General features: G+C 38.1%; 29 protein-coding genes, 1 other RNA gene and 1 pseudogene. 17 read left to right on the top strand and 14 right to left on the bottom strand.

Annotation, left to right across the window (positions count from 1 at the left end):
- The coding region (locus tag ACLFMM_RS03865) for a tyrosine-type recombinase/integrase (protein WP_410807399.1) at positions 1–808 on the bottom strand (808 nt) is incomplete at its 3' end.
- Between the two features lie 127 nt (positions 809–935).
- On the opposite strand from ACLFMM_RS03865, the gene ACLFMM_RS03860 reads away from it, so the two are divergent.
- Together ACLFMM_RS03860 and ACLFMM_RS03855 are read left to right on the top strand one after the other, a co-directional pair.
- Entirely contained in the window at positions 936–1,583 is a 648-nt protein-coding gene (locus ACLFMM_RS03860) for a DUF116 domain-containing protein (protein WP_410807398.1), read from the top strand.
- Positions 1,573–2,163: pseudogene (locus ACLFMM_RS03855) on the top strand (DUF116 domain-containing protein); the annotation flags it as partial. The gene ACLFMM_RS03860 and the pseudogene ACLFMM_RS03855, both read left to right, overlap by 11 nt.
- Positions 2,164–2,192: 29 nt before the next feature.
- Here ACLFMM_RS03855 and rnpB read toward each other — a convergent pair.
- Positions 2,193–2,559: RNase P RNA component (gene rnpB / locus ACLFMM_RS03850), an RNA gene on the bottom strand.
- Positions 2,560–2,714: 155 nt separating this feature from the next.
- On the opposite strand from rnpB, the gene ACLFMM_RS03845 reads away from it, so the two are divergent.
- Genes ACLFMM_RS03845 through ACLFMM_RS03835 form a run of 3 tightly spaced genes read left to right on the top strand, consistent with a single transcriptional unit; the run spans position 2,715 to position 5,400 of the window.
- Complete coding sequence (locus tag ACLFMM_RS03845; RefSeq protein ID WP_410807397.1) at positions 2,715–3,860, top strand: methanogenesis marker 9 domain-containing protein; 1,146 nt, start codon at positions 2,715–2,717, stop codon at positions 3,858–3,860.
- Positions 3,857–4,804, top strand: coding sequence for a triphosphoribosyl-dephospho-CoA synthase (locus ACLFMM_RS03840; protein ID WP_410807396.1), 948 nt, complete (start codon positions 3,857–3,859; stop codon positions 4,802–4,804). The genes ACLFMM_RS03845 and ACLFMM_RS03840 overlap by 4 nt, the downstream gene beginning before the upstream one ends.
- A 44-nt stretch (positions 4,805–4,848) precedes the next feature.
- Positions 4,849–5,400 (top strand): DUF447 domain-containing protein, encoded by a 552-nt coding sequence (locus ACLFMM_RS03835; protein WP_410807401.1) that lies wholly within the window; start codon positions 4,849–4,851, stop codon positions 5,398–5,400.
- A gap of 7 nt (positions 5,401–5,407) precedes the next feature.
- Here the strand turns inward: ACLFMM_RS03835 and ACLFMM_RS03830 are convergent, their stop codons facing one another.
- The 9 genes from ACLFMM_RS03830 to cfbA form a co-directional block, all read right to left on the bottom strand.
- Positions 5,408–6,076 (bottom strand): PHP domain-containing protein, encoded by a 669-nt coding sequence (locus ACLFMM_RS03830; protein ID WP_410807395.1) that lies wholly within the window; start codon positions 6,074–6,076, stop codon positions 5,408–5,410.
- A 227-nt stretch (positions 6,077–6,303) separates the two neighbouring features.
- On the bottom strand, positions 6,304–7,560 hold the full coding sequence (hflX, locus tag ACLFMM_RS03825; RefSeq protein ID WP_410807394.1) for a GTPase HflX: 1,257 nt from the start codon (positions 7,558–7,560) through the stop codon (positions 6,304–6,306).
- A 48-nt stretch (positions 7,561–7,608) separates the two neighbouring features.
- The gene (locus tag ACLFMM_RS03820) at positions 7,609–8,001 is read right to left on the bottom strand and encodes a DUF2209 domain-containing protein (RefSeq protein ID WP_410807393.1); all 393 of its coding nucleotides are present in this window, start codon (positions 7,999–8,001) and stop codon (positions 7,609–7,611) included.
- Positions 8,002–8,009: 8 nt separating this feature from the next.
- Positions 8,010–9,065, bottom strand: a complete 1,056-nt coding sequence (gene endA / locus ACLFMM_RS03815; protein WP_410807392.1) for a tRNA-intron lyase — start codon at positions 9,063–9,065, stop codon at positions 8,010–8,012.
- Positions 9,066–9,092: 27 nt separating this feature from the next.
- Positions 9,093–10,571, bottom strand: a complete 1,479-nt coding sequence (gene cfbB, locus ACLFMM_RS03810) for a Ni-sirohydrochlorin a,c-diamide synthase (protein WP_410807391.1) — start codon at positions 10,569–10,571, stop codon at positions 9,093–9,095.
- Positions 10,535–11,410, bottom strand: coding sequence for a Ni-sirohydrochlorin a,c-diamide reductive cyclase ATP-dependent reductase subunit (cfbC, locus tag ACLFMM_RS03805; protein ID WP_410807390.1), 876 nt, complete (start codon positions 11,408–11,410; stop codon positions 10,535–10,537). The genes cfbB and cfbC overlap by 37 nt, the downstream gene beginning before the upstream one ends.
- Positions 11,411–11,422: 12 nt before the next feature.
- Entirely contained in the window at positions 11,423–12,547 is a 1,125-nt protein-coding gene (cfbD, locus tag ACLFMM_RS03800) for a Ni-sirohydrochlorin a,c-diamide reductive cyclase catalytic subunit (protein ID WP_410807389.1), read from the bottom strand.
- Between the two features lie 22 nt (positions 12,548–12,569).
- Positions 12,570–13,964, bottom strand: coding sequence for a coenzyme F430 synthase (cfbE, locus tag ACLFMM_RS03795; RefSeq protein WP_410807388.1), 1,395 nt, complete (start codon positions 13,962–13,964; stop codon positions 12,570–12,572).
- A gap of 19 nt (positions 13,965–13,983) precedes the next feature.
- Positions 13,984–14,388 carry a sirohydrochlorin nickelochelatase gene (cfbA, locus tag ACLFMM_RS03790; RefSeq protein WP_410807387.1) on the bottom strand — a complete coding sequence of 135 codons (405 nt, stop codon included), beginning with the start codon at positions 14,386–14,388 and terminating at the stop codon, positions 13,984–13,986.
- A 207-nt stretch (positions 14,389–14,595) separates the two neighbouring features.
- Here cfbA and ACLFMM_RS03785 point away from each other — a divergent pair, with 207 nt between their 5' ends.
- On the top strand, positions 14,596–15,744 hold the full coding sequence (locus ACLFMM_RS03785; RefSeq protein WP_410807386.1) for a glycosyltransferase family 4 protein: 1,149 nt from the start codon (positions 14,596–14,598) through the stop codon (positions 15,742–15,744).
- Here the strand turns inward: ACLFMM_RS03785 and ACLFMM_RS03780 are convergent.
- The 3 genes from ACLFMM_RS03780 to ACLFMM_RS03770 all read right to left on the bottom strand — a co-directional run bounded on the left by ACLFMM_RS03780 (position 15,741) and on the right by ACLFMM_RS03770 (position 18,038).
- Complete coding sequence (locus ACLFMM_RS03780) at positions 15,741–16,379, bottom strand: DUF2150 family protein (protein ID WP_410807385.1); 639 nt, start codon at positions 16,377–16,379, stop codon at positions 15,741–15,743. The two genes, ACLFMM_RS03785 and ACLFMM_RS03780, sit on opposite strands and share 4 nt — an antisense overlap.
- A 101-nt stretch (positions 16,380–16,480) precedes the next feature.
- Positions 16,481–16,927 carry a UPF0179 family protein gene (locus ACLFMM_RS03775; RefSeq protein WP_410807384.1) on the bottom strand — a complete coding sequence of 149 codons (447 nt, stop codon included), beginning with the start codon at positions 16,925–16,927 and terminating at the stop codon, positions 16,481–16,483.
- 34 nt (positions 16,928–16,961) lie between these two features.
- Positions 16,962–18,038 (bottom strand): NAD(P)-dependent glycerol-1-phosphate dehydrogenase, encoded by a 1,077-nt coding sequence (locus ACLFMM_RS03770; protein ID WP_410807400.1) that lies wholly within the window; start codon positions 18,036–18,038, stop codon positions 16,962–16,964.
- Positions 18,039–18,158: 120 nt separating this feature from the next.
- Here ACLFMM_RS03770 and ACLFMM_RS03765 point away from each other — a divergent pair, with 120 nt between their 5' ends.
- From ACLFMM_RS03765 to ACLFMM_RS03715, 11 genes are all read left to right on the top strand, one after another.
- The gene (locus ACLFMM_RS03765; RefSeq protein ID WP_410807383.1) at positions 18,159–19,010 is read left to right on the top strand and encodes a DUF63 family protein; all 852 of its coding nucleotides are present in this window, start codon (positions 18,159–18,161) and stop codon (positions 19,008–19,010) included.
- 97 nt (positions 19,011–19,107) lie between these two features.
- Positions 19,108–19,623 carry a stage II sporulation protein M gene (locus tag ACLFMM_RS03760; protein WP_410807382.1) on the top strand — a complete coding sequence of 172 codons (516 nt, stop codon included), beginning with the start codon at positions 19,108–19,110 and terminating at the stop codon, positions 19,621–19,623.
- Positions 19,624–19,717: 94 nt separating this feature from the next.
- Positions 19,718–20,875 carry a formate--phosphoribosylaminoimidazolecarboxamide ligase family protein gene (locus tag ACLFMM_RS03755; protein WP_410807381.1) on the top strand — a complete coding sequence of 386 codons (1,158 nt, stop codon included), beginning with the start codon at positions 19,718–19,720 and terminating at the stop codon, positions 20,873–20,875.
- A 181-nt stretch (positions 20,876–21,056) separates the two neighbouring features.
- Positions 21,057–22,289: a translation initiation factor IF-2 subunit gamma gene (locus ACLFMM_RS03750; RefSeq protein WP_410807380.1), complete on the top strand. Its 1,233-nt coding sequence runs from the start codon at positions 21,057–21,059 to the stop codon at positions 22,287–22,289.
- Complete coding sequence (locus ACLFMM_RS03745; RefSeq protein ID WP_410807379.1) at positions 22,286–22,654, top strand: PIN domain-containing protein; 369 nt, start codon at positions 22,286–22,288, stop codon at positions 22,652–22,654. The genes ACLFMM_RS03750 and ACLFMM_RS03745 overlap by 4 nt, the downstream gene beginning before the upstream one ends.
- Positions 22,655–22,740: 86 nt before the next feature.
- On the top strand, positions 22,741–23,307 hold the full coding sequence (locus ACLFMM_RS03740; protein WP_410807378.1) for a DNA-directed RNA polymerase: 567 nt from the start codon (positions 22,741–22,743) through the stop codon (positions 23,305–23,307).
- Positions 23,308–23,329: 22 nt separating this feature from the next.
- Positions 23,330–23,515 carry a transcription elongation factor subunit Spt4 gene (gene spt4, locus ACLFMM_RS03735; protein ID WP_410807377.1) on the top strand — a complete coding sequence of 62 codons (186 nt, stop codon included), beginning with the start codon at positions 23,330–23,332 and terminating at the stop codon, positions 23,513–23,515.
- A gap of 2 nt (positions 23,516–23,517) precedes the next feature.
- A complete protein-coding gene (locus ACLFMM_RS03730) occupies positions 23,518–24,090 on the top strand; it encodes a GTP-dependent dephospho-CoA kinase family protein (protein ID WP_410807376.1) in 573 nt (190 codons plus the stop codon).
- The gene (locus ACLFMM_RS03725; RefSeq protein WP_410807375.1) at positions 24,080–24,379 is read left to right on the top strand and encodes a 30S ribosomal protein S24e; all 300 of its coding nucleotides are present in this window, start codon (positions 24,080–24,082) and stop codon (positions 24,377–24,379) included. The genes ACLFMM_RS03730 and ACLFMM_RS03725 overlap by 11 nt, the downstream gene beginning before the upstream one ends.
- A gap of 11 nt (positions 24,380–24,390) precedes the next feature.
- Positions 24,391–24,543, top strand: coding sequence for a 30S ribosomal protein S27ae (locus ACLFMM_RS03720; protein ID WP_410807374.1), 153 nt, complete (start codon positions 24,391–24,393; stop codon positions 24,541–24,543).
- Positions 24,544–24,673: 130 nt separating this feature from the next.
- Positions 24,674–24,943: a ferritin family protein gene (locus tag ACLFMM_RS03715; protein WP_410807373.1), complete on the top strand. Its 270-nt coding sequence runs from the start codon at positions 24,674–24,676 to the stop codon at positions 24,941–24,943.
- Positions 24,944–25,001: the final 58 nt, after the last annotated feature.

Below are 25,001 nucleotides of genomic sequence, written 5' to 3'. Positions count from 1 at the left end.
CAAGTTCTGTTGCTCTTGAGTGTCTGAAAAGGTGATTGTAGATACGTTTTTCAATTCCTGCTCTTGAAGCTATTTTTTTAAGATTGAGATATATCGTAGGATACTTTAATTGTTCACCTTTCGATCTTCTGCTCAAAGTAACCCAGATGTAAGAATCCTTTTTGTCTTTGAATGGATGGTTATCCAGCCAATTTGAAATATATGGAACGCTGAAGATAATCCTTATCCTCCTCATACCGGTTTTACCATTAACCCTTAATACAGCTCCATATTGGTCAAATGTTACATCTTTAATCTGCAAGTTGCCTATTTCAGATATCCTTGCACCAGAATCATATAAAACAGCAATCAAAGCTTTATCCCTTATATAATATGCAGCATCTATCATTGCTTTAACTTCATCAGTGGTCATTAGTTGGTCAGGGAGTTTTTTGGTTCCACTTTTTTTTGAATTTGTATTTATCCAACTAGTCTTCTCCGGTTCAGTGCCACCATTGTACCATCTAAAGAATTTTTTCAGATAAGTTTTCATCAATTTTTTTCTTGATTCTGAATCAACATTACGCTCAAGGTAGCCGATATAACTTTCAATATCACGTTTTTGTATTTCTGAAAACGGTTTGTTTATGTGTTTGGAAATATTATGAAGATTAAAGATAGTAGTTTTTATAGACGATGTTCTAAACCCATCCATAAACATATGATTTTCAAAATCAAAGAGGACTTGTTTGTTTTCATCAGGATAATTGGCTTTTTGAATACAATTTTCTACGTTCTTTAGTTGACGTTCAAAATCATTAAATACCATACATTACACCATATACATTCTAGAGATATATAATTCAACCAAGCGGTCTGAAAGTAATATGGTAATATATGGCAATGTAATTATGTACGGATAATATTATATATCGATATGTACATTTTTGGAATATATGTTTATTCCCTATGCTCTTCTTGGCAGGTTTTTTGTTTACCTTGCTATCGCTGTCATTATTCTGACATCAATAACACTGCTGCTTGGATTATACAGTTATAAGAAAAATAAGTCACTATTTCCGAATTTTATATTTTTTATGTTGTATTTTTTCTATTCCCCTGCAAAACTGATTTGCAGAACACTTTCCATAAAAGAGTCTCTAGTTGATGATATTATTATAGAAGTAGGAAATGCTGTAATGTTGGAAAAATTCAAAGAAGTTGAAGGGCCATGTGCTGTTATCCTACCACAGTGTCTAAGGCATCCGAATTGTAAAGCTCGATGTGACCCTATTACCGGTTATGAATGCAAAAAATGCGGTCATTGTGACATAGGTTCTATTTGTAAAGCTGCCGAAAGGTATAATTTTAATGTATTTGTAGTACCTGGTGACAGTTTTGTCAGAAAAATTATAAAATCCTGCAGACCTCATGCATGTATAGGTGTTGCATGTCACATGGAATTGACCGAATCGATGCAGGAAGTCTCGAAATACATGCCGGTACAGGGTGTATGTTTATTAAAGGATGGATGCTACAACACTAAAGTTGATGTAGACGAAGTAACAAGAAAAATGGAGATGTGCAGCAATAATGCTCTATAATCTGATTGGTATTGCATTGTTCTTTTTTATAATAGTTTCAGTTATACTAACAGCAACTGCATTGCTGGTGGGTCGTATAAACCTTGACAGGAATGTGTGGCTTGCAGGATTCTTTGTAAATATCCTCGACTTTTTTTACCTGCCTATCAAAATCGTTTTTCAAAAATTCAGTGAAACATCAAAACTGGATAAATTGATGGTGACTCTCAGGAATACTGCTAACAAATCCAGTTTTAAAAAAACCAGGAACCGTCTGATACTGGCACCTCATTGTATGCGCTCACTGGATTGTCCAGCGTCATCAACAAGGTTTGGAATTAAATGTATTTCTTGTGGTAAATGTATATTGTCCAGTATAAAAACCGATGCTAAAAATTACAACTATAACCTCTACATTGTTGCAGGTTCCTCTTACATCCGGCATATCGTCAAAAAAGAATCCGTTGATGGTGCACTATTACTTGCCTGTTATTACGAACTTAACAAGGTCATGAGGTATCTAAAACGCTATAATATAGTTACCTATGGAGTCCCATTAATAAATGACGGGTGTTATGATACAGAAATAGATTATAATAATCTGAAAAATGTAGTGCAGGAATTGAGAATGAGTGAGGAGAATAAGCTCCCTTCTGTTGCTACAAAAGTCCCGCACCATCTGGATGATGCAAAACGGCTTATCAAACGATAAGCACTTGCAGTGACGGCATTCAGCTTAGCGTCAATAAAACATCACCAATAACGGTTCACAATTGTAAAACCGCTAATGGAACTGACTTGCACCCACGAGGTTTCGCCGTTCCATCCGGTTCCATAAGACCTCAACCGTTAAGTATCATGGCATTAACATGGACCGGTATCGTTTCTGTGCCATTGCCCAGGCTCTCACCTGACACCCTTTACAAGCGTTCGTGTATTTTTATGGTGGGGAGACTTTCCTCAGGTCGATCGACCCGGTGGCCGTCCTTCCTCTCTCATTCTCGTTTATTAGTAACATGATTATTTGAAGGATACTTAAATTTGTTGGTTATCATCATCACAGCGTTACATTAATATGTCACAATCCATGTATTGGATTCAAAATTAATACAGAGAATTATTTTAAAAATTAGTTTTAATCGAGGTTATAACTTGAATAATGAATTGTTTGATTTAAAGGTAGGTGATATCTCATTCAAAAATCCGATTGCACTTGGTCCGATGGCAGGTATCACAGACAGCAATTTTGCCAATAAATATGCAAAGAATGCAGGACTTGTGATACTCGGTGGATTCAATCTGGATGAGGAAACAAATGAAGCCGCATCCAGAATGGCTGAAAGAGACAGAAAGGAGTATGTCACTGATAACCCATTGGAATTTTTAAAGGATGAAATAAACAATACCAACACCGAAGGTGCTGTAGCTGCCAATATAAGAAGTGCCACCCTTGAACCCCTTCTTGAAGCTGCAGAAATCATTAAAAATGCAGATGCGATTCTTGAACTGGACGCACATTGCCGCCAGAAAGAAATGATAGACATTGGTGTCGGTGAAGCACTAATGCATGACATACCAAGGCTTGTAGAATGGATTGAAAAATTGAAGGAAACAGGCGTTATCCTCTCTGTAAAAATACGGGCTAATGTTGTAGATGATATTGAATTATCACGAAAAATAGAATCTGCAGGCGCAGACATCTTACATGTTGATGCTACACTGGAAGGTAAAAACAAAGCCGACCTGAAGGCGATACGCAAAATCAGAGATTCTGTAAGAATGACTCTTATAGGAAACAATTCAATCACCGAATTTTCAGATGCAAAGGATATGTTTTCCCGAGGTGTTAATCTTGTTTCAGTCTCGAGAGGAGTTCTGGACAACCACAACCTTATTGATGAACTGGTAGAAGGAGTTACCGATTTCCAGGAAAAAATCGGCTGGTACAATGCTCCTAAACACATCTGTGCCGGTGAAGGTGACCTGCGTGGATTGACATTTTGCTGCCTTCCAATCAAACCCTGTGCAGTGCAAAATAAACTTAAAAAGCTGGGCATCACTCCTGAAGAATTCAAAGACCTGAAAATGGAATTTGCCAAGGGTACAAAACTTGAGTTCGGTGACAGCACCTGTTTCGGTTCACTTGTATGGTGCTGCAAACTCACCAAATTCTGCCCGATACGCGATGGTGTATTATATATGCTGGATATGTCAGGTCCAGAGTATATGCAGCTTAAGAAAGAACTGGCGAACTATATCCTGGAAAACGCAAATATTCCTGTAAACGAGACAGAATGAATTTTAAAATCAATTTATCAGAAGACGAGTACAGTGGAGATAAAATTGCAGCCCATATAGCCCGCTGTGCTCAACTTTCCATGGTTCTTGAAGTATCATCATCCCCAAAACCAGGAAACATTGACAGAAACCACAATTATAACGATACCGATTACGAACATTTTCTGGCGTCTGCTGTCAGTGTATATCCGGTCATAGAGGACGCTTCAAAATCCGGTAGTGGGATAGGAAAACTCATCAAGCGTGCTGTCAGTGAAAGCATCAGCTGGCAGAAAGGAGGAAACACTCATTTTGGAGCCTTCATTTTGCAAATTCCACTTACGATGGCTGCCGGAAATATCATACGAAATAATCCACAATTCTCATTAAGTGGACTCATCAATTGTGCCCATGAGCTGGTCAGAAATACCGATACCCAGGATGCTGTTAATTTCTACGAATCGTTCAGTTTTGCCGGTGTCCGTGTCAATGATGTAAATGAATTTGACCTGCAAGATAAAAGTTCAATCAATTCATTATACGAACAAAATGTAACCCTCTACAACCTGATGGATATCGCAAAAAGCTACGACCTGATTGCTGATGAATGGACAACAGGATTCAAAAGGTGCAGCCGATGTGCAGATACTATAATCCAGGGCATGCAAAATCCAGATAATAAAATTAACGACATAATAGTTTACACTTTTTTAAAAACCCTTTCTGAAAACAGAGACACATTTATTGAAACCAAATTTGACAAAGAAACTGCTGAATATGTGTCATCAAGAGCTTCAGAGATATTGTCAGGTCTGGATGAGCAAAAATTTGATTTTAAATCCATACTTCCGGTTATCCAAGATTTTGATAATGAACTTCTTGATAAAAATATAAATCCGGGTTCAACAGCAGATATAATCATAGCTGGTCTGTTCATCGCTTTACTTGGGGGTATAAGATTTTGAGTCAGGCAAATATAAACCTTGATGACTACGGAATATAGGACGGCATATCAGAAACCATTTTCACCACAGGAACGGATTCACCAAATGCTGCACCCATGGGTATAATACGTAAAAACTACAGGAATCAAATCCGACTTTTTGAAGGTTCACAGACGTATGAAAATGTAGTAAATGAAAGATGGCTGGTTGTGAATGTGGTTATTGACCCGGTTGTTTTTGTACGTACAGCATTTGGCAATCTTGATTATACCGAATTTGACACATTTTCTATAGATAACAAACAATATCCGTTTTTAAAAGATGCATTAATCTATATCCTTTTTGAATGTAGTGATTTAAAATTTACAAAAGATACACTGGTAGCAGATATTTTACCGGTACACGCATGTATAAACCGAAATGTTATCAAAGCTCCTAACAGGGGCTTTAATGCAGTACTGGATGCTTCAATCCACGCAACACGTTATCTGGTACTGGGCGGGGAACAATATCTGAATTTAATATATGAACTCGAAAAAATAGTAAAAAAATGTGGCGGAACACGCGAAAAACAGGCGATGAGACTTTTGTACAACTTACTAAATATTGATGATTGATTACTCATCACAACCGCTGTAAAAACTTTCTCTTGATAGTGGATAGAGTGTGGTTTAAAACAACACTGACAGGCACTTTTTTACCGCCTGCACTTATTCTGCCTTCACTTATAGCAGAAAGTATCACATCATGTGTATTTTCTGATGCTTCTACTATAGTGTAGGTTTGACCAACCATCTCAGGAATATGCGAATCACTCCCTCCTGCTTCTGGTATGTTATGAAGTCTTGCCGCTTTTCTGGCTTCATTGTTGGGTTTATCTGTGAGACATCTTGAGTTCAGTACTTCTACAGCATCAATATCTAAACCTTCAACATATCCAATACCATGAGAGGATATTTTAAAGGGGTGAGGAAGTATTACAACTCCTCCTAACTCCCTTGCGATTTTTATGGTTTCTTCAGGAGTCAGATTGGAATCTATATTTTCATCAATTCCAAGCACAAGTATATGACCCTTTGAAGATGTCACCTCTATACCGGGTATAACTGTTATTCTGGTTCCAATCTCTCTTGCTATCCTGGAACCTTCAATCCCGCCTTCAACGGTATCATGGTCACAGATAGCTACTGCATCAAGTCCATTTTTTTCTGCAAATTTAATTATAGATTCCAGATCAGAATTGCTGTCTTTTGAAAAACAGGAATGTACATGAACATCAAGTCTCAACTGCATATAAACTGGAAAGCCACAAGGATTTATAAATATTTGGGAATAGAAAAAATCCACGTATATAAAGATGTGTGGAGGAGCGAACGGGTTTTATGTAAGAATGGAGGTATGTATGGGAGAAAAGGGTAGGATGGAGAACATCAGAATAGAGTAGAAACCCGTTCGTAATTATACTAATGATTTTATGGTTAATATACCTTTCGCCCTCGTACGAACAAAGTTAACATATATCATTCTGCAAAGACTTCTTTTTCAAAAACCCGTACCTTATGAATTATTTCGTCTCTGGCTTCAAGGTCGACTTCGATGTAATCTCCGTAGTCAATACTGTGGACTACTCCTTCTTCAAAGAGCCATGAAACTGCAGACATTCCATAATCTGACATCGGAAGCGATACATTTGTACGTTTCCATCTGGGTACCTGTCGATTGGTTTCACTTTTGAGATCATCAAAACCATATCCGGTTTTCGCGGAAATCAACACCGGATTTGGTGCCAGGTATTTGACTTTTTTAACCCTCTCATCGAGTTCATCTTTTGATACGGAATCCACTTTGTTCAAAACTGTCACAATATGTGCTCCTTCAATTTTTTCCCAAAGAATTTCATGGGATGTGGCAAGTTTTTTGCGGATTGTTGCCGGATCTTCAGTAATATCAACTACAAGAAGAATTACATCAGTAAGGAATATCTCATCAAGAGTTGAGCGGAAGGCATCAATCATCCAGTGGGGCAGGTCTTCAATAAAACCTACAGTATCAGTAAGAAGCACATGCCTGCCTCCCAGATTGAGTGAGCGTGTCACAGGTGAAAGAGTTGTAAAAAGCATGTCTTCAACAGTTACATCTTCATTCACAATTGTATTAAACAGTGTGCTTTTACCCGCATTGGTATAACCCGCCAACGCCACAAGTGAGAAACCCTTATCATGCCTGAACTTTCGCAGGGATTCCCTGTCCTTTTTGACGGTTTTCAATTCGTTTTTTATTCTACTTATTCTGTTTTTAATATCCTGTTCATAGGAATCCTCATATTCCCCAAGACCCATGAATCCGGGACGTTCCTCCTGTTTGAGCAGAGATACAATATTTTTTGCTTTTGGAAGTTCATATTCAAGTTTTGCAAGCTCCACTTGTAGTTTTGCACGTTTTGTAGTTGCCCTTGTTGCAAAAATTTCAAGGATAAGATGGAACTTATCGATTACTTCACATTTACAGGTCTCAGATATATTGTAAATTTGTATGGTGCTGAGCTGATTGTAGAATATTATTTTTTCTGCACCGCATTCACTTACAAGTAGTGCCAGTTCATCAACTTTACCTCTGCCAACCTGATACCTTCTGTCAGGGTTTTTGGATTGTAAAATTTCCCCTACCACATTATAACCGGCAGACTTTGCAAGCTCTTTTAATTCAAAAAGTTTATCAGAATTTTCTGCTTCATTACCCCCTGGTTTATTTCTCTGTACAAGGATTACTGGTTTCATAAAAACACGATATATTACACTTTTTCAACTATGTTATATTACTACAAATTAAGATATATTGAGTTCTTCAATAAGGAGATTTCGAGCACTCAGTGAGATATGATGTGCAATTTCAATTGCAAGTCTTTCACTCAAAGATTCTTGATACTTAAAATTCCGTGAAAACATGCTTGTTACCACCCACTCCGGTTTATTGTACATATCACCCTTTTCGGTAATAATCGTACCTTCAACTTCGATTTCTTTGACAGTTTCTTCGATTATCCTGACAACATCTGTCACCTGCGGAGCAGTATCCATCCAGAAAGGTTTGATTTTTACCTGATTTACTTTTTCAACATGGTCAGCAGAAGATACAACAGCTACAGCTGCACATACCATATAGTAACCGTCAGTGATTTTATGTCGTCCTGATATATCAACAGCAATAAGGTTCCACATGCTATCTCTTACATTTTCACTCTACCAATATCAATATATTCAAACCATTTGCCATTTTCCACTGCGAAAAGCATTCGTTTTTTGACACTGTTTGCCAGTCTGATTGCCCTTGACATAACTGGAAGGATAAATTCATAATCTTTAGATAGTGCATGGACAAGATATTCAGAATGCGGTATTTTATCAACGGATTCAACCTGTTTATAAACCCTGAAATGTGTCCCGAATTTAAAACCTGTCTTTGGAACAAGTCCTCTGTTTCTCAGGTCACTGTAAACCCTACATTTTCGCGGGAATTCCGATTCTATGGATGATGACCTTTTTGAAAAATCATTGAAATTTAGGTCATCCCCATTTTCACGGTCACTGATCTGGATAATACCATTCTCAAGCAGGTATCCAGACTCAACAAGCGATAACTGAAGACGCTCAGAATCAAGCAATTTGCCGTAGAAACCATTTTCATGTATTGTATTGGATGATTCACTGTTCCAGACAATAACCCTGTCTTCCAGCAAAGAGGCACTGGTTTTTAAATCCGGATATGGGGTCTCCATTTTACCTTTAACATTAACCTTTTTAGCCTCATAAAAGGTTATATCGCTTTCTTCGTCAACAACTGCGAGTATCAACTGTTTGTGGACATTATCAGCAGTATTCAACAATTTCTGTAAATCCTTAAGATGAAGCGGTATACGCTCAGAATGTACATGGATGAAACTCTTCGCTTGAGATTTTCCCGGATGACCACCCCTTGAATACACACGAAAATCCGTGACCCCTGGCTGGATGTACAAACCCCTCTCACGTATATCCTTATAAACAATGTATTTCAATTCAAAATACTGCTGTCTGAGGGATGCTTTTTTAAAAAAATCAACAAAATCAAGTGTATTTCCATTTTCTCGGATGTTGATTTTGTTTCGATAGAGAAGATACGCAGCCTCTACCAGACTTAATTCCAGTTTATCATTTTTCGGTCGTCCGAAGTAACCGGTATTATATAATTCATCTATACCCTTTTCATCAACCAGTACTTTATCATTGGTCAGCTCACCTATCAAATAGTTCACCCGGATAACCTTGAATTTTTAAATATTATCAGATTTACATATAAAATCAACAAATGATGAAGCAAACTCTTCATAGGATACCGCTTCAAGATGGGCATAAGAACCCATTGTATTGTTTGCTGTTAAACCATCCCATCCTCTGATTATTCCTGTGCCTCTGGAAAGTTTGATTGTAAATTTTGAGTTTGAAGGGAGTTCAGTTATTTCTGAATGATGGAACTCATGTCCCCTGAAAGAATTGCCAGCTTTTCCGATAACAGAATCTCTGTTAAACATTCCGATGTTATAGCTTACAACGCGTTTATGCCCCATAAGTGTATGCCCTGGAAGAGCTCCAACCATATCATAGGTTGATTCCTGCATATCTGCCATGTGGTACTTGTTTTTATTGTTGTTTTGAAAACCGGTTGTCAGTTTTTCAGTAAGATACATAAGCCCTCCACATTCTGCGTAGATGGGCAAACCCTGTAATGATGCTTCTTTTATATCTTTTTGCATGGATTCATTGGATTCCAGTTCCTCTCCAAAAAGTTCGGGATAACCCCCTCCTATATAAAGACCGTCGACCTGAGGCAGATGTGTATCATTAACCGGGCTAAAATATTTAATTCTGGCACCTTCCAGTTTGAGTAATTCGATATTGTTATGATAATAAAAATTAAAAGCTTCATCAAGAGCAATACCGATAGTTGGTTTATTAGAATTTTGATGTGGTTTGAATAGTGTATTCACAGGTTTTTCAACAGGAGATACACTCTGGGAAATTTCGATTATTTTCTCGATATTTACATTTTCTGAAATGATATATTCTATCCTGTGAATTCTTTTATTAAACTCTCCATCCTTTTGCCGTCCTTCAAGCGCAGGAACAAGCCCCAGATGGCGCATTGATATCTGCATAGAACTGTCTCTGGGTATCATACCGATTACAGGAATCCCTGTGTAATGTTCGATTGCATCTTTTGCTTTTTTTGCATGACGAGCGCCACCAATATTGTTGAGAATCACTCCTGCAATATTCACGTCCTGATCAAAATTTTTATAGCCATTGACAATTGCAGCTGCTGATCGTGTGATACTTCTGGCATTGATTATAAGTACCACGGGACAATTCAGTACCTTTGCAATCTGGGCGGTGCTTCCTGTATCACTGAAACTCTCAAGTCCTTCGAACAGACCCCTTACACCTTCTATAACAGCTACATCCGCTTTTTCAGTTTCACATGCATGGGTAAATACATCAAGTATCTTATTATCATCCATTAGATAGCCATCAAGGTTACGTGCCCTTATACTTGTGATTTCTGAATGATAGCTGGGGTCTATGTAATCCAGACCTACTTTAAAAGGCTGAACCCGGTATCCCTGTGCAGTAAGTGCTGCCAGTAATCCGCTGGTTATTGTGGTTTTACCAGAAGATGAGCGGTCTGCTGCCAGAAGTACCCTTGGCATCGGTAATGTTATTCGGTCCTGAAAACCGTTTTTTTGTGATGACATTGTGACACAGATTTACTTTGTTTTCTTGCAAGCTCTCGAAGTTGTACATCATCCATTGAATCCGGAAGGACTGAATCAGATTCGGTTCTTGACATTATTTTTTGTGCCAGTTCCCGATACACCTGTGCAACCTCTGAATCAGGTGCTATTTCCATCACAGAGTAACCCTCACGTTCACAATCCTGGACAATCTGTTCTTTTGGGATAAATGATAACAACTCACTTCCTATCTCATGTGCAAATTCTTCAACAATTTCTTTCTCATTGGTGACATCACGTGAATTGCAGATAATCCCGCTTAGTTTTGTATTGATTTTTGAAAGTCCGCTACAGATATTGTTTGCAGCGTACATGGGCATATATTCACCAGAGGTTAATATATAGGATTCATTTACCATACCCTTTCTCACCGGTGCCACAAACCCCCCACATACAATATCACCTGGTACATCATAGATTATAAGGTCCATATCATCCATTGAATCAGAGATTCTTTTTAATTGTTTGATGGAAACGATAATTCCGCGTCCTGCACAGCCAATACCCGGTTCAGGACCTCCTACTTCTACACATTTAACTCCATGATATCCTTCAAAAACTACGTCTTCTTCTTTTATATCCATCCCGTCACGCAGGAGGTCCAGTATTGTGGGTATCCGTTCCCCACCAAGTAAGGTTATAGATGAATCACTTTTGGGGTCGCAACCGATAATCATAACTCTGTATCCTTGATCTGCGCATGCGGCTGCTACATTGGACACCGTGCTTGATTTGCCTATACCGCCTTTACCATACAGAGCTATTCGTTTTTGTTTGTCATTTCCTTTATTATTCTTCATCCTACCACTGATTTATTTATCATTTATTATTTCCCTTAATGTCGCCCCGAATTCGGATTCAACAATGTAATCGACACCAAGTGTCTTGGGATGAAGGTCTACCTCAACAATTACACGGTTGTGACCCATTTCTTTTAATGGTATTACCTGTCTTGGACCATTGGTGACTGATATGATTTCCATATCCGATAAATTAGCCATGGGTATGGCATGGGGAACTCCGGATATTACCGCAAAATCATAGTTGCTGTATTTTTCCTCTACCAGCCTGTTAATTTTATCTCCTGTAATTGGATATTCGTCCATTCCACCTACCAATTCATGGATTTCTACGCTGTTTTCACCAAAATCATTCATGATATTCCTGGCATGCTGGCGGACACGGGGCAGACCCACCGAGTCATCGATATTTGCCATGTTAATGATATTTGATTCTTTACCAAGTTTTGAAGCTGCCTGATTCACTGCCAGTGTAATATCCGCAAACATATAACCGGTTTCTTTTTTGGCATTCATGATGGTTATACCGCGTTTCCCCTCTTTTAGAAGCTCAATAATACGTTTACCGACCTTGTACTTCACATCTCCCCTTGATGGTTCAAGATACTCTTTACTTGCTGCACCATGTCGTTTTTCTACATTGGTTGCTTCTTCAAGCAAATATTTCTGTCTTTCAAATTCGGTTCTATCGATAATTCCGGCATCCAGTGCAGATTCAAGGGCAAAAAGCACACCCTTGGTATTGTCACTGAAACCTGCATGCACTTCAACTTCAATAACCGGAATACCAAGGTTTGCATTCAGAACAGGTTCATGAAGGTCTTCACCGATTATCATGCTTGCACAGGTTCCTACTATACCTATAAGATTTGGATTGAACAGTTCTACTGCTTTGTTGATGACATTTACAAGCTCATAATGACCACCAAACACGAAACAGTTCTCATCAAGAGCTGTTGTCAATACATGTATTCCGTCCTCTTCCAGTAACCGTGCATGCTTGAAAGAACAGCCTGGAGGACCGTGTAGAATAGCAACATCAACATTCAGGTCCCTAAGTGTGTACAATGCGGCTACTATGGAACTGGGACGTGGATGGATAATAGAAAGCTCTTTAGTTCTGGAATTTGTACTCATATTCTTCCTCTTAAAAACTATGTTATCTGAAACATTTGACACTGGAGATTATAAGATTATCAGAGCCAAGATATTTATCCGCAATATCAAAAGCAACCTTTAACCCCTCGTCAAGAGTTGATGTATAATATGCATCCTCATGTTTTATATTGCACAATCTTTCTCCTACTAGAATTAATTGATCAATATCATCATTCCTGCGTTCTACAAAATCATGAACATTTTTCAGGAATAACCCCTCACAAACCTGTGCAGATTCCTCACCCATTATCATAACAATCTTACCGCTGCATTTCTTTCGGAGTGCATAATCAAGTGATTTTTCAGCTGATACTGCATCCATTCCTGAGTTGGAATTATCAATTAATATGCCATTACTGAACTTTTGTTCACGCATCCTTCCCTTTAATCCTGAAAACTCGATGAGTGTTTTTTTGATAATGGGGAATTCTACATTCATTTCATGAGCTGCAGATACAGCCGCTGCCACCGCAGTTGTGTAGGATTCGATGTCATATCCATAACCGGCATCTATTGAGAACATTTCGTCCTGTAGTTTGATTATTATACCATCATTATCAAACATCAGATTTAAATCCACTGGGTTATCAGGGACATTACCTGTATTGAATTCAAAGGTTTTGATGTGTTTTTTTCTGGAACAAAGAATTGCTTCTTTTGCATTGGAATTTATAACCATTTTGCTGTTTAGCTTTGCGTTATCTATCATTTCTAATTTGGCACTGCTAGCCTGTTTTGTACCATTTGCTATTGTAAAGTCTTGGTTAAGTGTCGTAATTATACCCATATCGGCAAGACCTGTACCTCCAAGGGAAACCTCAAAAACATATGCATCCGGATTTAATTCTTTTGATAGCGACATATCCACTACCTGCAGGATATTGCCTGGTGTGATACTCAATCCATTACAGATTCGTTCAGGTAACCCATTTTTCCAGAATTCCAGCCCCTGCGATGTATGAAGAATTACGTTCATTCTTCTTGAGAGGATGTCTGCAAGAATCGATGCAGTACTTGTTTTTCCCTTGGTACCGGTTATCTCTATGATTGCTGCATCCTTAACCCTTTTATCTCTAGATAATATATCCCCCACTATCTTGTGATGAGTTGCTGTTTCTACACCTTTTTTATATGCCTGTACCAGCATCGGATAGTCCGGATCCAGATGTACTGGAGCTATCAAAAGGTCCAGGTTATCTACGAAAAAAGGTTCTTTAAATGTACTAATGTTGCTGTTTATTTGCAGGTAGGAAAGCGTTTCAGCATCTACTGTATTATAAACATCCACTGCATATACATTATACCCAAGTTCCGACAGTTTTTTGGCGATTGTTACACCGCCATGGGTAAGGTCAAGTACAGCGATGTTTTTATAGCTACCCTTTCCTGCAATCATGAGTTACCATAAAAAGAGATTAATCCAGAGCTTCACAAGCCCTGTTGTATACAAGCTCTGCCAGCAGTTCGTCACTGCCAAGTGGATTTCCATAGACAATCGAAATCTCAGAACCGTTCAACTTTATACGCCCTTTCTTTGTTTCAGGATCAAGTCCCAGTATTTCAGGTATATCCTGTGTTATGTGAACACCTGATGCAAGGAAAACCGGTACTGCTGCAATCTTGGAAACACCTGTTCCTTCAAAGGACTGTAATGCTTCTTCCACAGTTGGTTCGTTCTTTTCCATGAATCCTGCTTTTACAACTACATCCTCATGCCTCTCTGCGATACGGTTGGCTATATCTATGACCACCTCTTTGTTATATGGAAGTTTGCTCCCGTGTCCTATAGCAAGTATACCTAATTTTTCATTTTCATCCATTTTCTCACCTCATACTTGTATTTGTAACACTCTAAGTGATTATAATGTTACTTATATTTTGTTCCATATTAATGTATTTAATTCTTAAAATATACCTTTATACCGGTTCATTAAAATTTAAGAATGAGAAAATAAATTAATAACAATAGCAATTCTATATAGTATACTGGAGGGGTCATTGTTAAAAAAGAAAAATATCGAATCGGAATGTTTTCCTGGGAAAGTTTGAATGCTGTTAAAGTAGGGGGAATTGCTCCACATGTCACAGAACTTTCAGAGGCACTTGTTGAAAAGGGTCATGAGGTACATATTATTACCCGTAACGATGGTAAACATGATGTACATGATGTGGTTAATGGTGTCCATTATCATCGGGTCGTATATGACCCGTCTGGAGACATCATACACCAGATGAACAAGATGTGTGATGCAATGTATTCCATGTTTTTAGATGTCAGAGACAAATACGGCGGTTTCGATGTATTACACGGACATGACTGGCATCCTATAACTGTTTTATGCAGATTGAAACATGAATTTAACCTGCCTTTTGTTCTCACCTATCACAGTACTGAATGGGGGAGAAACGGCAACAGTCACAATCCGGACCCGGTATCACAAGAAATAGCACACAGAGAATGGTTGGGTGGATACGAATCAAGTGAAGTGATAGTAACGTCCAGAGTTCTATATGATGAAGTTGTATACCTGTATCAAATACCGGATTATAAATTATCCATTGTTCCAAACGGAACTCATATAGATAAAATACGAAGAGATATAGACCCAGGAAAAATCAAAGAAAGATATGGTGTGCATCCGCTTACACCTGTGGTGCTTTTTATCGGGCGCATGAGTTATCAGAAAGGTCCCGATTTACTGGTAGAATCGATTCCTATAGTACTGGATCACCGGTGGGATGTACAATTTGTATTTATCGGAGAAGGAGATATGCGCAGTTATTGTGAACATCTTGCAGGAACACTGGGTGTTTCAGACACATGTCATTTCCTTGGATATGCACCTGATGAAGTTGCTATTGAATGGTACAATGCCTGTGATGTTGTGTGTATGCCCAGCCGTAATGAACCCTTTGGAATTGTTGTTCTTGAAGCATGGGATGCTGGTAAACCTGTAGTAGCCAGCGATGCTGTCAAACTTGTGGACAATTTCAAAAACGGTGTGGTTGTTTATAAATATCCTGAATCCATTGCATGGGGTATAAACTATGTGGTAGACGGACTGGGTGATGGTTCAATGGGGAACTTCGGAAGAGAACTGGTTGAGACCAAATACAACTGGACAACTATTGCAAAAGGTACGCTGGAGGTTTATAACAGGTTCATAAAAGATTAAATCGGTTCAAAATCTCCACTACCATCATCTTCTTTATAACTATCTGCCCCGACCATAGCGGCTGCGATTGAATCGATACCATCCAGCCATTCTGCAACCAGACCATAGGGAAGTTCATCAAAGAGATTCTCAGGTAGCTCGTCTCCTCCTATTACCCTTGCCCCTGCTTCAGCTATAAATTGCATCGCTATCTGGAGGTCATCAGAATCTTCAGCATCAACTGCTGCTTTTATCAATTCATTGATTTCTGCGTCTTTATCATATTCACCCATGATATACAGTTCACATGCAGCAATTGCCGCCATAAGGGACGTTTGCAATGATTCTATCATGAGGTCGATATCTTCAGAAATATGGTCTATTTCCTCCAGTACAATTTCTCTAATCTGGGATATAATATCCATTGCATCTTCTTTTGTAAAAATACCCCTTTCATATTGTGCTATGACTTTCAGACATGAAAGTATCACATCATCCTGCATATTTACAAAAATCGCACTCTCTTTTTCTGTTTCCTCATCTGAGTCCTTAAACTCAAAACCACTTTCTTTTACCTTACCTATCCAGTTATTCCAGCGTTTTTGTGTGTAGAATTCATTATTTACGCGTTCTTTCTGTGTACTTGAGTCTGGCATTTAGTGACCTCGAAAACTGTTCATTATTATCTTTTCCTTATTCGATATTTTTGTTTTTAATACTAAAATATAATCGTTGATATGAGTATTTCTGGTCATATTTACTGACTAAGTTCTACCTTTTTTAAGGATTTTCCACGTGAACATACTTCCACGTCATCCAGTACATTAATAATTGTACATTTATCACCATTTTTTAGTCCTTTCGGGTAGCAGAATTTATGATATTCACAGTCGATTTCGTCACATTTGATGGATTCAAAATTTATTTTGGCACCTGGTACTGCTTTTTTAGATTCAATCGCAGCTACAACTGATGCTCTGGAAACCTCTACAACCATTGCACCCTGATCATGTAAATAACATCCATGAACTGTATCACTGCGGATTTTTTCAACTCTGTATTTACGTCCGATTTCGAGGTTATTACATGTATTTTTTATTTTACAACCGCTGCAATCCGGAGATTCTCCCCAGTATATGAATTCCTGGCCTTCCTTTGCAAGTCTGCATCCTATAAGTGTTACTTTAATATCCTTATTTGTCATATAATCACCGATTAACATCAATAATCAAGAATAATCATGAAATTACTCCAGTGGTTTTTGCCACCGCTTCTGCAGCATCACTGGTTAATCCACTGGTACCAAGTATTGTATATCTTTCAGGACGTATTGTATGCGAAATAAGGAGAGCCTCTATTATATATTTATCTTCAATACCCAACTCTTTTGCAGTAGTGGGAACCCTTATTTTTTTTAGTCCGTCCCTGATCATCTCCCAGTCACCACCATGTAGGTACATCATCATTATTGAACCTATACCACACTCTTCCCCATGCAAAGCTGGTTTGGATGCTATAGAATCAAGAGCGTGACTGAACATATGTTCTGAACCTGAAGCAGGTCTTGATGACCCGGCAATACTCATCGCAACTCCGCTTGAGACCAGTGCCTTTACAACCAGACGAGCTGAACTTTCAAGATCTGGTTTTATTGAATCTGCTGAATCAAGCAATATCTTTGCTGTCATACGGGAAAGGGATGCAGCGTATTCACTGAACGATTCATTTCTCAACCTGTGTGCCAGTTCCCAATCAAGAACTGCTGTGTAATTTGATATTATATCACCACAACCTGCTGCAAGAAGTCGATAGGGTGCATTCGCAATGATTTCAGTATCAGCCACTACTGCCATGGGCGCATTTGATTGTATGGATGTGGTCTTTGAATCATGGATGATTGATGCTCTTGAAGAAACAATACCATCATGTGATGCTGCAGTTGGTACACTCAAAAACGGTATATCCAGTTTGGTTGCTGCCAGTTTAGCCACATCAATAGAGTTTCCGCTCCCTACACCAAGCAGATAATTTGAACCGTATTTCATTGCTTCATCTTCAACCCGTTTGACTTCATCCATTGTAGCTGAACTAGTTATCAACATCTCTACATTGCGACCATTGGCTTCCAGTTCGTCATGAACAGTGTTACCTGCTATATATCTGGTTTTTTTGCCGGTTACTATTAAAGCATTACTTCCCAGTTTCAAATCATTACATACATTTGTAATATCATTGATAACCCCAGTTCCTACAACTACATCCCTGGGAAGTTGCATCCATTTGGCTTCTCCGTGTTTATCCTGATTCAAGTTTATACCTGCAAACGAATTTTTATATTATAACATATATTCAACCTTTATTAATAGAGAACGATTAACTGTTAATTCCTGTACCATTTCCTGATTCGATGATATTTACCTTAGATAAGTGATATAATGAACTCATTTATAGATAAAATTTGGGAATTTATTCAAAATTATTACATAAACCCGATTGTATTTGACACCGGTTATAATCCTGTAAATACCATCACATGGGCAATATTACTTGGTGTTTTTTTATTTGGAGTTATCAAGTTATTTAAAAAACTCAATATCTCGGTCGATGATAGATTTATCCTGTCAATCATACCTTTTATACTTGCCGGCTCATCACTTCGTGTGGTAGAAGACGCGGGTATATTCAACGCTCCTATTAGTTACCTGTTGATAACACCAATCATTTATTTCCTTGTTTTTGCGGTTACCATCTTAACACTGGTCATTTCAAAATGGCTGTATGATATAGGAAAAATTAAAGACCATCATATATTATTTGCCGGTATCGGTTCCATATGGTTTATTATAAATCTATTACTTCTGCTGTATTTTGAAAATATTGCACAATTTTATGTTCCATTTCTTGTCATAGGTGCTACCACCTTACTGTCTTTTATCGTGCACATGGTTCTAAAATACAGCAGTTCAGAACTGTTATCCACTAAATTGAATTTTACCATAATGTGGGTACATCTTTTGGACGCATCCTCAACTATTGTCGGTATTGCTTTGCTGGGATACCATGAAAAACATGTGGTGCCATCTTATCTAATAGACCTCACCAACACAGCTTTGGTTATGTACCCATTAAAACTATTAATTTTTATACCCGTACTGTACATATTGGACAGTTATTTCAATGAAGACAGCGAGTCCCGTAATTTAAAAACCTTTGTCAAATTGGTTATACTAATCCTTGGACTTGCCCCTGCATGCCGAAATACTATTAGAATGACATTGGGTATCTGATAACATGAGTACTTTAAACAGAATATCTAGTATCGATAACGCTAAAAATTATCTGCAATCCGTAAGTCTTTACTTACTGGTTATTGTGGTGGTTTTCATGGCATCTACAATAACCGGAGCCATCTATTCGTCAATGAATCCGGAAATTGCACAGCAGTCAATGGATGAATTCAGAAGTATGCTTGAATTTATCAAAGACCTGCCACCGCTTGCAATCATGCTGTTTATCTTTTTAAACAATACCATAAAAACACTGATTGCAATGTTACTTGGAGTTGGTTTTGGAATTATTCCGCTTGCTTTTATCTCTTACAATGGATACATTATAGGTATCTTTGCTTATGTAACATATGTGGAAAAAGGATTAATGTACCTAGTAACCGCTCTTTTGCCCCACGGATTAATAGAACTTCCGATGGTATTTATATCAACTGCAATAGGGGTAAAACTGGGTAAAGAGATGGTCAATTCTGTTACCGGTCGAAAAACCAATATAAAAGAAAAATTATTACAGGGTATCAGATTTTACTTTTACTGGATAATTCCGCTGTTCTTTGTTGCTGCAGCTGTTGAAACTTTTATAACTCCAGTATTCATACAACTTATTCCATAAACTGACATTTAATTTATAGATCATATATCAGTTACAAACCTTAATCTCCATATATAATATTATCAAAAAGGAACAACAGAAATTGAGGTTAAAAATGATAGACAGAAATGAAATCATAGACACTGTTAACGATTATGATACAGATAACATAAAGGTTGGTACAGTGGGTTCACATTCTGCCCTAGATGTCTTCGATGGTGCAATTGAAGAGGGTTTCAATACATTTGTTGCCTGTAAATCCGGAAGAGAAAAAACCTATACCCAGTATTTCAGAGCAAAAAGAAATTCTAATGGCAATATTATCAGGGGTATAGTTGATGATGCTTCGGTATACAGCCAATTTGATGAAATCCTACATTTAGATAACCAGAAAAAACTGGTTGATGACAATGTATTATTTGTCCCGAACCGCTCGTTTACAACCTACTGTGGTATAGAGAATGTAGAAAATAATTTTAAAGTACCTCTTGTAGGAAGCAGAAATTTATTGAGAAGTGAAGAAAGAGGTATGGACTATGATTATTACTGGATTCTGGATAAAGCAGGATTACCATATCCGGATAGGGTACAAAAACCCGAAGATATCGATGAACTGGTAATGGTCAAACTTCCTCATGCTGTTAAAACACTGGAACGCGGGTTTTTTACTGCTGCATCATATGAAGAATACCTTGAAAAATCTAAAGCACTTCTTGATCGTGGTATAATTACCCAGGATGCCCTTGACAACGCCATCATAGAAAAATATATAATTGGACCTGTATTTAATTTTGATATGTTCTATTCACCAATAGAGGACGAAATGAACAAACTTGAACTGCTGGGTATTGACTGGAGGTTTGAAACCAGCCTTGACGGACATGTACGTATCCCTGCTCCTCAGCAGATGACACTGTCCCAACATCAGATAAACCCAGAGTATACTGTCTGCGGACATAATTCATCCACTCTCAGAGAATCATTGCTTGAAAAGGTATTCGAACTTTCCGAAAAATACGTAGAAGCCACCCAGAAATATTACAACCCTGGTATAATCGGTCCTTTCTGTCTACAGACCTGTATTGACAAAGACCTGAATTTCCATATTTATGACGTAGCCCCAAGGATTGGTGGCGGAACAAATGTCCATATGTCAGTCGGGCATTCTTATGGTAATACCCTGTGGCGCAAACCAATGAGTACTGGCAGACGTGTTGCTTTAGAAATCAGAAGAGCTATTGAAACGAACCAGCTTGATAAAATTGTTACATAAACTAATAGAAGGAAAAATATTTGGCTGGTCGACTCATTTCAGATTTCAGGCATTGTTGTTATATATAATAAACAAATAAGAAGACTAAACACAAACTTTAAATGAGGTCATTTTAGTTTATTAATTCCGTTCTATATTAGTTATTACTATCATTTTATCATTACATGGAGGAAATTAAAAATTGAGTCAACCTTGCGTTAATATCGGACTGGTAGGTCATGTCGATCACGGCAAAACTACACTTGTCAAAGCATTATCAGGTGTATGGACAGACAGACATAGTGAAGAAATGAAACGGGGCATATCTATCAGATTGGGGTATGCTGATGCTACATTAAGAGAATGTCCTCAATGTCCGGTACCCAATTGTTATACTGTAGAAAATACATGCCCGGGTTGTGACAGTGAAACCAGAGAGCTGAGAAAAATCTCTTTTGTTGATTCACCGGGGCATGAAACACTCATGGCTACCATGCTCTCAGGTGCGGCTATCATGGATGGGGCTATACTTGTGATTGCTGCCAATGAGAAATGTCCCCAACCACAAACAAAAGAACATCTGATGGCTCTAAACATCATCGGTATAAAAAATATAATCATAGTTCAGAATAAGATAGACCTTGTCACAAGAGACAAAATGGTTGAGCATTATCATCAAATTAAAGATTTTGTCAAAGGCACTGTTGCTGAAGATGCACCTATCGTACCAATATCCGCTCAACAGAATATAAACATCGATGTTCTGATAAAAGCAATGGAAGACATCATTCCTACCCCTGTTCACAAAATGAACAAACCTGCCAGAATGTTTATAGCAAGATCGTTTGACATCAATAAACCGGGATACTCCTTAAACAAAATATCAGGTGGTGTGATTGGAGGTACCCTAAAGGACGGAACATTACATTCAGGTGATGAACTGGAAATCCGGCCGGGACGAAAGGTTGAAAGTGAAGGAGCAGTAAAATGGGAACCGATCACAACCAATATATCCATGCTATTGACTGGGGCTGAAAGACTTGAAGAAGTGGCCCCTGGAGGATTAATTGCTGTTGGTACTACACTTGACCCTGTACTTACAAAGAGTGACTCATTAACAGGTCAGGTCGCGGGTGAACCCGGCAAATTACCTCCCACTCATCAATCATTCACACTGGAGCTCCATCTTTTTGATAAAATTGTTGGTGTTACAGAGGAAATAGATTCTGAAATAGGTAATATAAAAACAAGTGAACCATTGATGCTAAATGTAGGTACTGCCACCACTGTTGGAGTAGTCACCAGTGCAAGGTCCAATGTTGCAGAAGTCAAACTTAAAAGACCAGTATGTGCAGAACCCGGTTCGATGGTTGCAATCAGCAGACGTATAGGGTCAAGATGGAGGCTTATAGGTGCAGGAGCAATTAAATCTTGAAAGTAATTATCGATACCAATGCGCTGATGGTACCGGTGCAGTTTAATGTTGATATTTTTCAAGAACTTAGACGTTTGGGATACAACCGGTACCTTGTCCCTAAAGCGGTATTGAATGAACTTGACTCACTGGTAAAAAAAGCAAAGGGTTCAGATAAAGTTGCTGCAAAGGTTGCACATAGTTTAGGCGAAAAATGCGAAATTGTTAACCAGTGCGGGATAGCAGACGATGTTATAATTGAACTTGCAAACAAATTGAATTCTGCAGTACTTACAAATGACATAGAACTTAAAAAGAAGTTAATGGATAAAGATATAACAGTTATATATCTGCGTCAGAAAAACCACCTGGAAAAAACATCATAACATATAGAATACAACAAATTTAAGTAAAGTATATAAACCCAGAATTATTAAAATTTAATTAAAATCACATTTTCCGGAGAGAAAAAATGTACAAAAGAATGAAACTTGTAGACACGGTGCGCATATCACCTGACAAACTGGGTGATGATGAAAAAGCCAGTATAAAGGATGCGCTAGAAAACAAGTTAGAGGGGAGAATTGATAAAAAATTTGGTTCCATTGTTGCCGTCACTGATATAGAATCAATAGGAGAAGGGCACATTATTATGGGCGACGGTGCTGTGTATTATGATGTGACCTTTAAAGCCATTGTATTCATACCTGTGATGCAGGAGGTCATCGAAGGACAGGTTGTAGAGATTGTGGATTTCGGTGCTTTTGTTAGTCTTGGTGCAATGGATGGGCTGCTTCATGTCAGCCAGATTACTGACGACTTCATGTCCTATGACAGTAAAAACGCAAGGCTTATAAGTAAAAATAGGAATCGTGCCCTTTCAGAAGGTGACTATGTACGAGCCCGTATTGTTGCGGTCAGCATAAATGAGAGGGATGCAAGAGAAAGCAAAATCGGACTCACCATGCGTCAGGTTGGTCTGGGACAATCTCAATGGCTTGAAGAAGAACGTCAAGCTACTGCAAAAGCAGTCAAGTGATTTTTAACACTGGAGGATTATCATGAGTGAACAGGTATGTAGGGAATGTCACAGGATTACTCTCAGTCAGGCATGTCCTGTATGTGGATCGAGTAATCTCAGTTCTGATTGGAGTGGCCTTGTTATAATTATAGACCCAAAGAGGTCAAAAATTGCAGAGAAAATTGGTATTGAAATGCCAGATAAATATGCTCTGAAGGTGCGGTAATTTTGGGAGCACAAATAGAATTACCTGAAAACTTGCGCCCGATGTTGCGTAAATATTTCGGGGCAGTATTTCAGGGTACTGGTAAAGATACCATAAAAAAGATGGAGCAACAGCTCAAAACCCCCACAAAACTTATATCTGTAGGAGATGTTACAACTTTCCACTTACTTGAATCAGATATTATACCGGATATCTATATAATAGATAACCGAACAAATCGAAAACCTACACCAGACCGTGTTGAAAAAAATCATAGATTTACACAGGTAACTGTAGATAACCCTGCAGGTACTATAACTGAAGACCTGGTTAACAAAATAGAGAACGCATTATTATCAAAAAACCATGTACGGATATTTGTTAATGGTGAAGAGGACCTAGCGGCTTTGCCTGCTATTTTAATGGCTCCAATAAATTCAATCGTTCTTTATGGTCAACCAGGGGAAGGTGTAGTACTGGTCGAAATCACCAAATCAAAAAAAGAAGAAGTAAAAGACTTACTGAATAAAATAATTGAAGCACAGATAACTGATGATGATTTAAATAGTTTATGGAGGAAATTGAATGGATATTAAAATAACAGAAGACAGCCACAACCCAATGTTAAACCGAAGGAAAATAAATTTCATAACAACATTTGACGGTGCTACCCCGTCAAGAAATGTTATTAGAAACAAACTTGCAGCCATGCTGAATATATCATCAGAATTAATAATTGTTCAGGAAATTGATAATCAGTATGGTAAAAAGGAAGGGTGGGGATATGCTAAAGCTTATGACGATATTGATTCATTAAAGTCTATTGAATCCAACTATACGATTGAAAGAAACAAACCCCCTGAAGAAGCTGAATCAGAAGCATAAAAGGTGATTGTATGGCAAATGTGTATGAGTACTATAAAGTTGACGGAGACAACATTGAAAGAACACATCTGTTCTGTCCACGCTGCGGAGTGGGTGTATTTCTTGCAGAACACAAAGACAGACTATCCTGTGGCAAATGCGGTTACACCGAATTTAAAAAATAAGTAACCAAACATCACAACTGCACCATTGGTTGTGATGTGTCCCTGTTTTTCAGATTTTGCCAGTTTGAATAATAATCCCTCAAGACAAAGTTTATAATAGTTGGTCTCCTATTTGATATTGGGTGAGAGTTTGTTATCAGAAATACCCATAGACCTTGAAAGAGTAAAACAGGGAGATATAAATAAAGAATCCCTTAGAGCAGCCATAATAGCAGAACTTGATGCCATTAACCTCTACGAAGAAATGGCCAATCTTACCGATAATGAAAATCTCAAAACGGTTCTTCTGGATATAGCAAGAGAAGAAAAGGTCCATGTTGCCATGTTCCAGACCGTATTAATGGAAGTAGATGAGGAATTCCTCAAAATCCTAGCTGACTATTCATTGGTAAAATCCTGAATTATTTATAACAATGGAAGGTAGAAAACCCTTATGTCTTCAGCATTGCATCAAATCG

The organism is Methanohalobium sp. (assembly GCF_046546175.1).
In the GTDB taxonomy this organism is placed as follows: domain Archaea; phylum Halobacteriota; class Methanosarcinia; order Methanosarcinales; family Methanosarcinaceae; genus Methanohalobium.
This window is presented reverse-complemented; position numbering and strand designations above follow the sequence as displayed.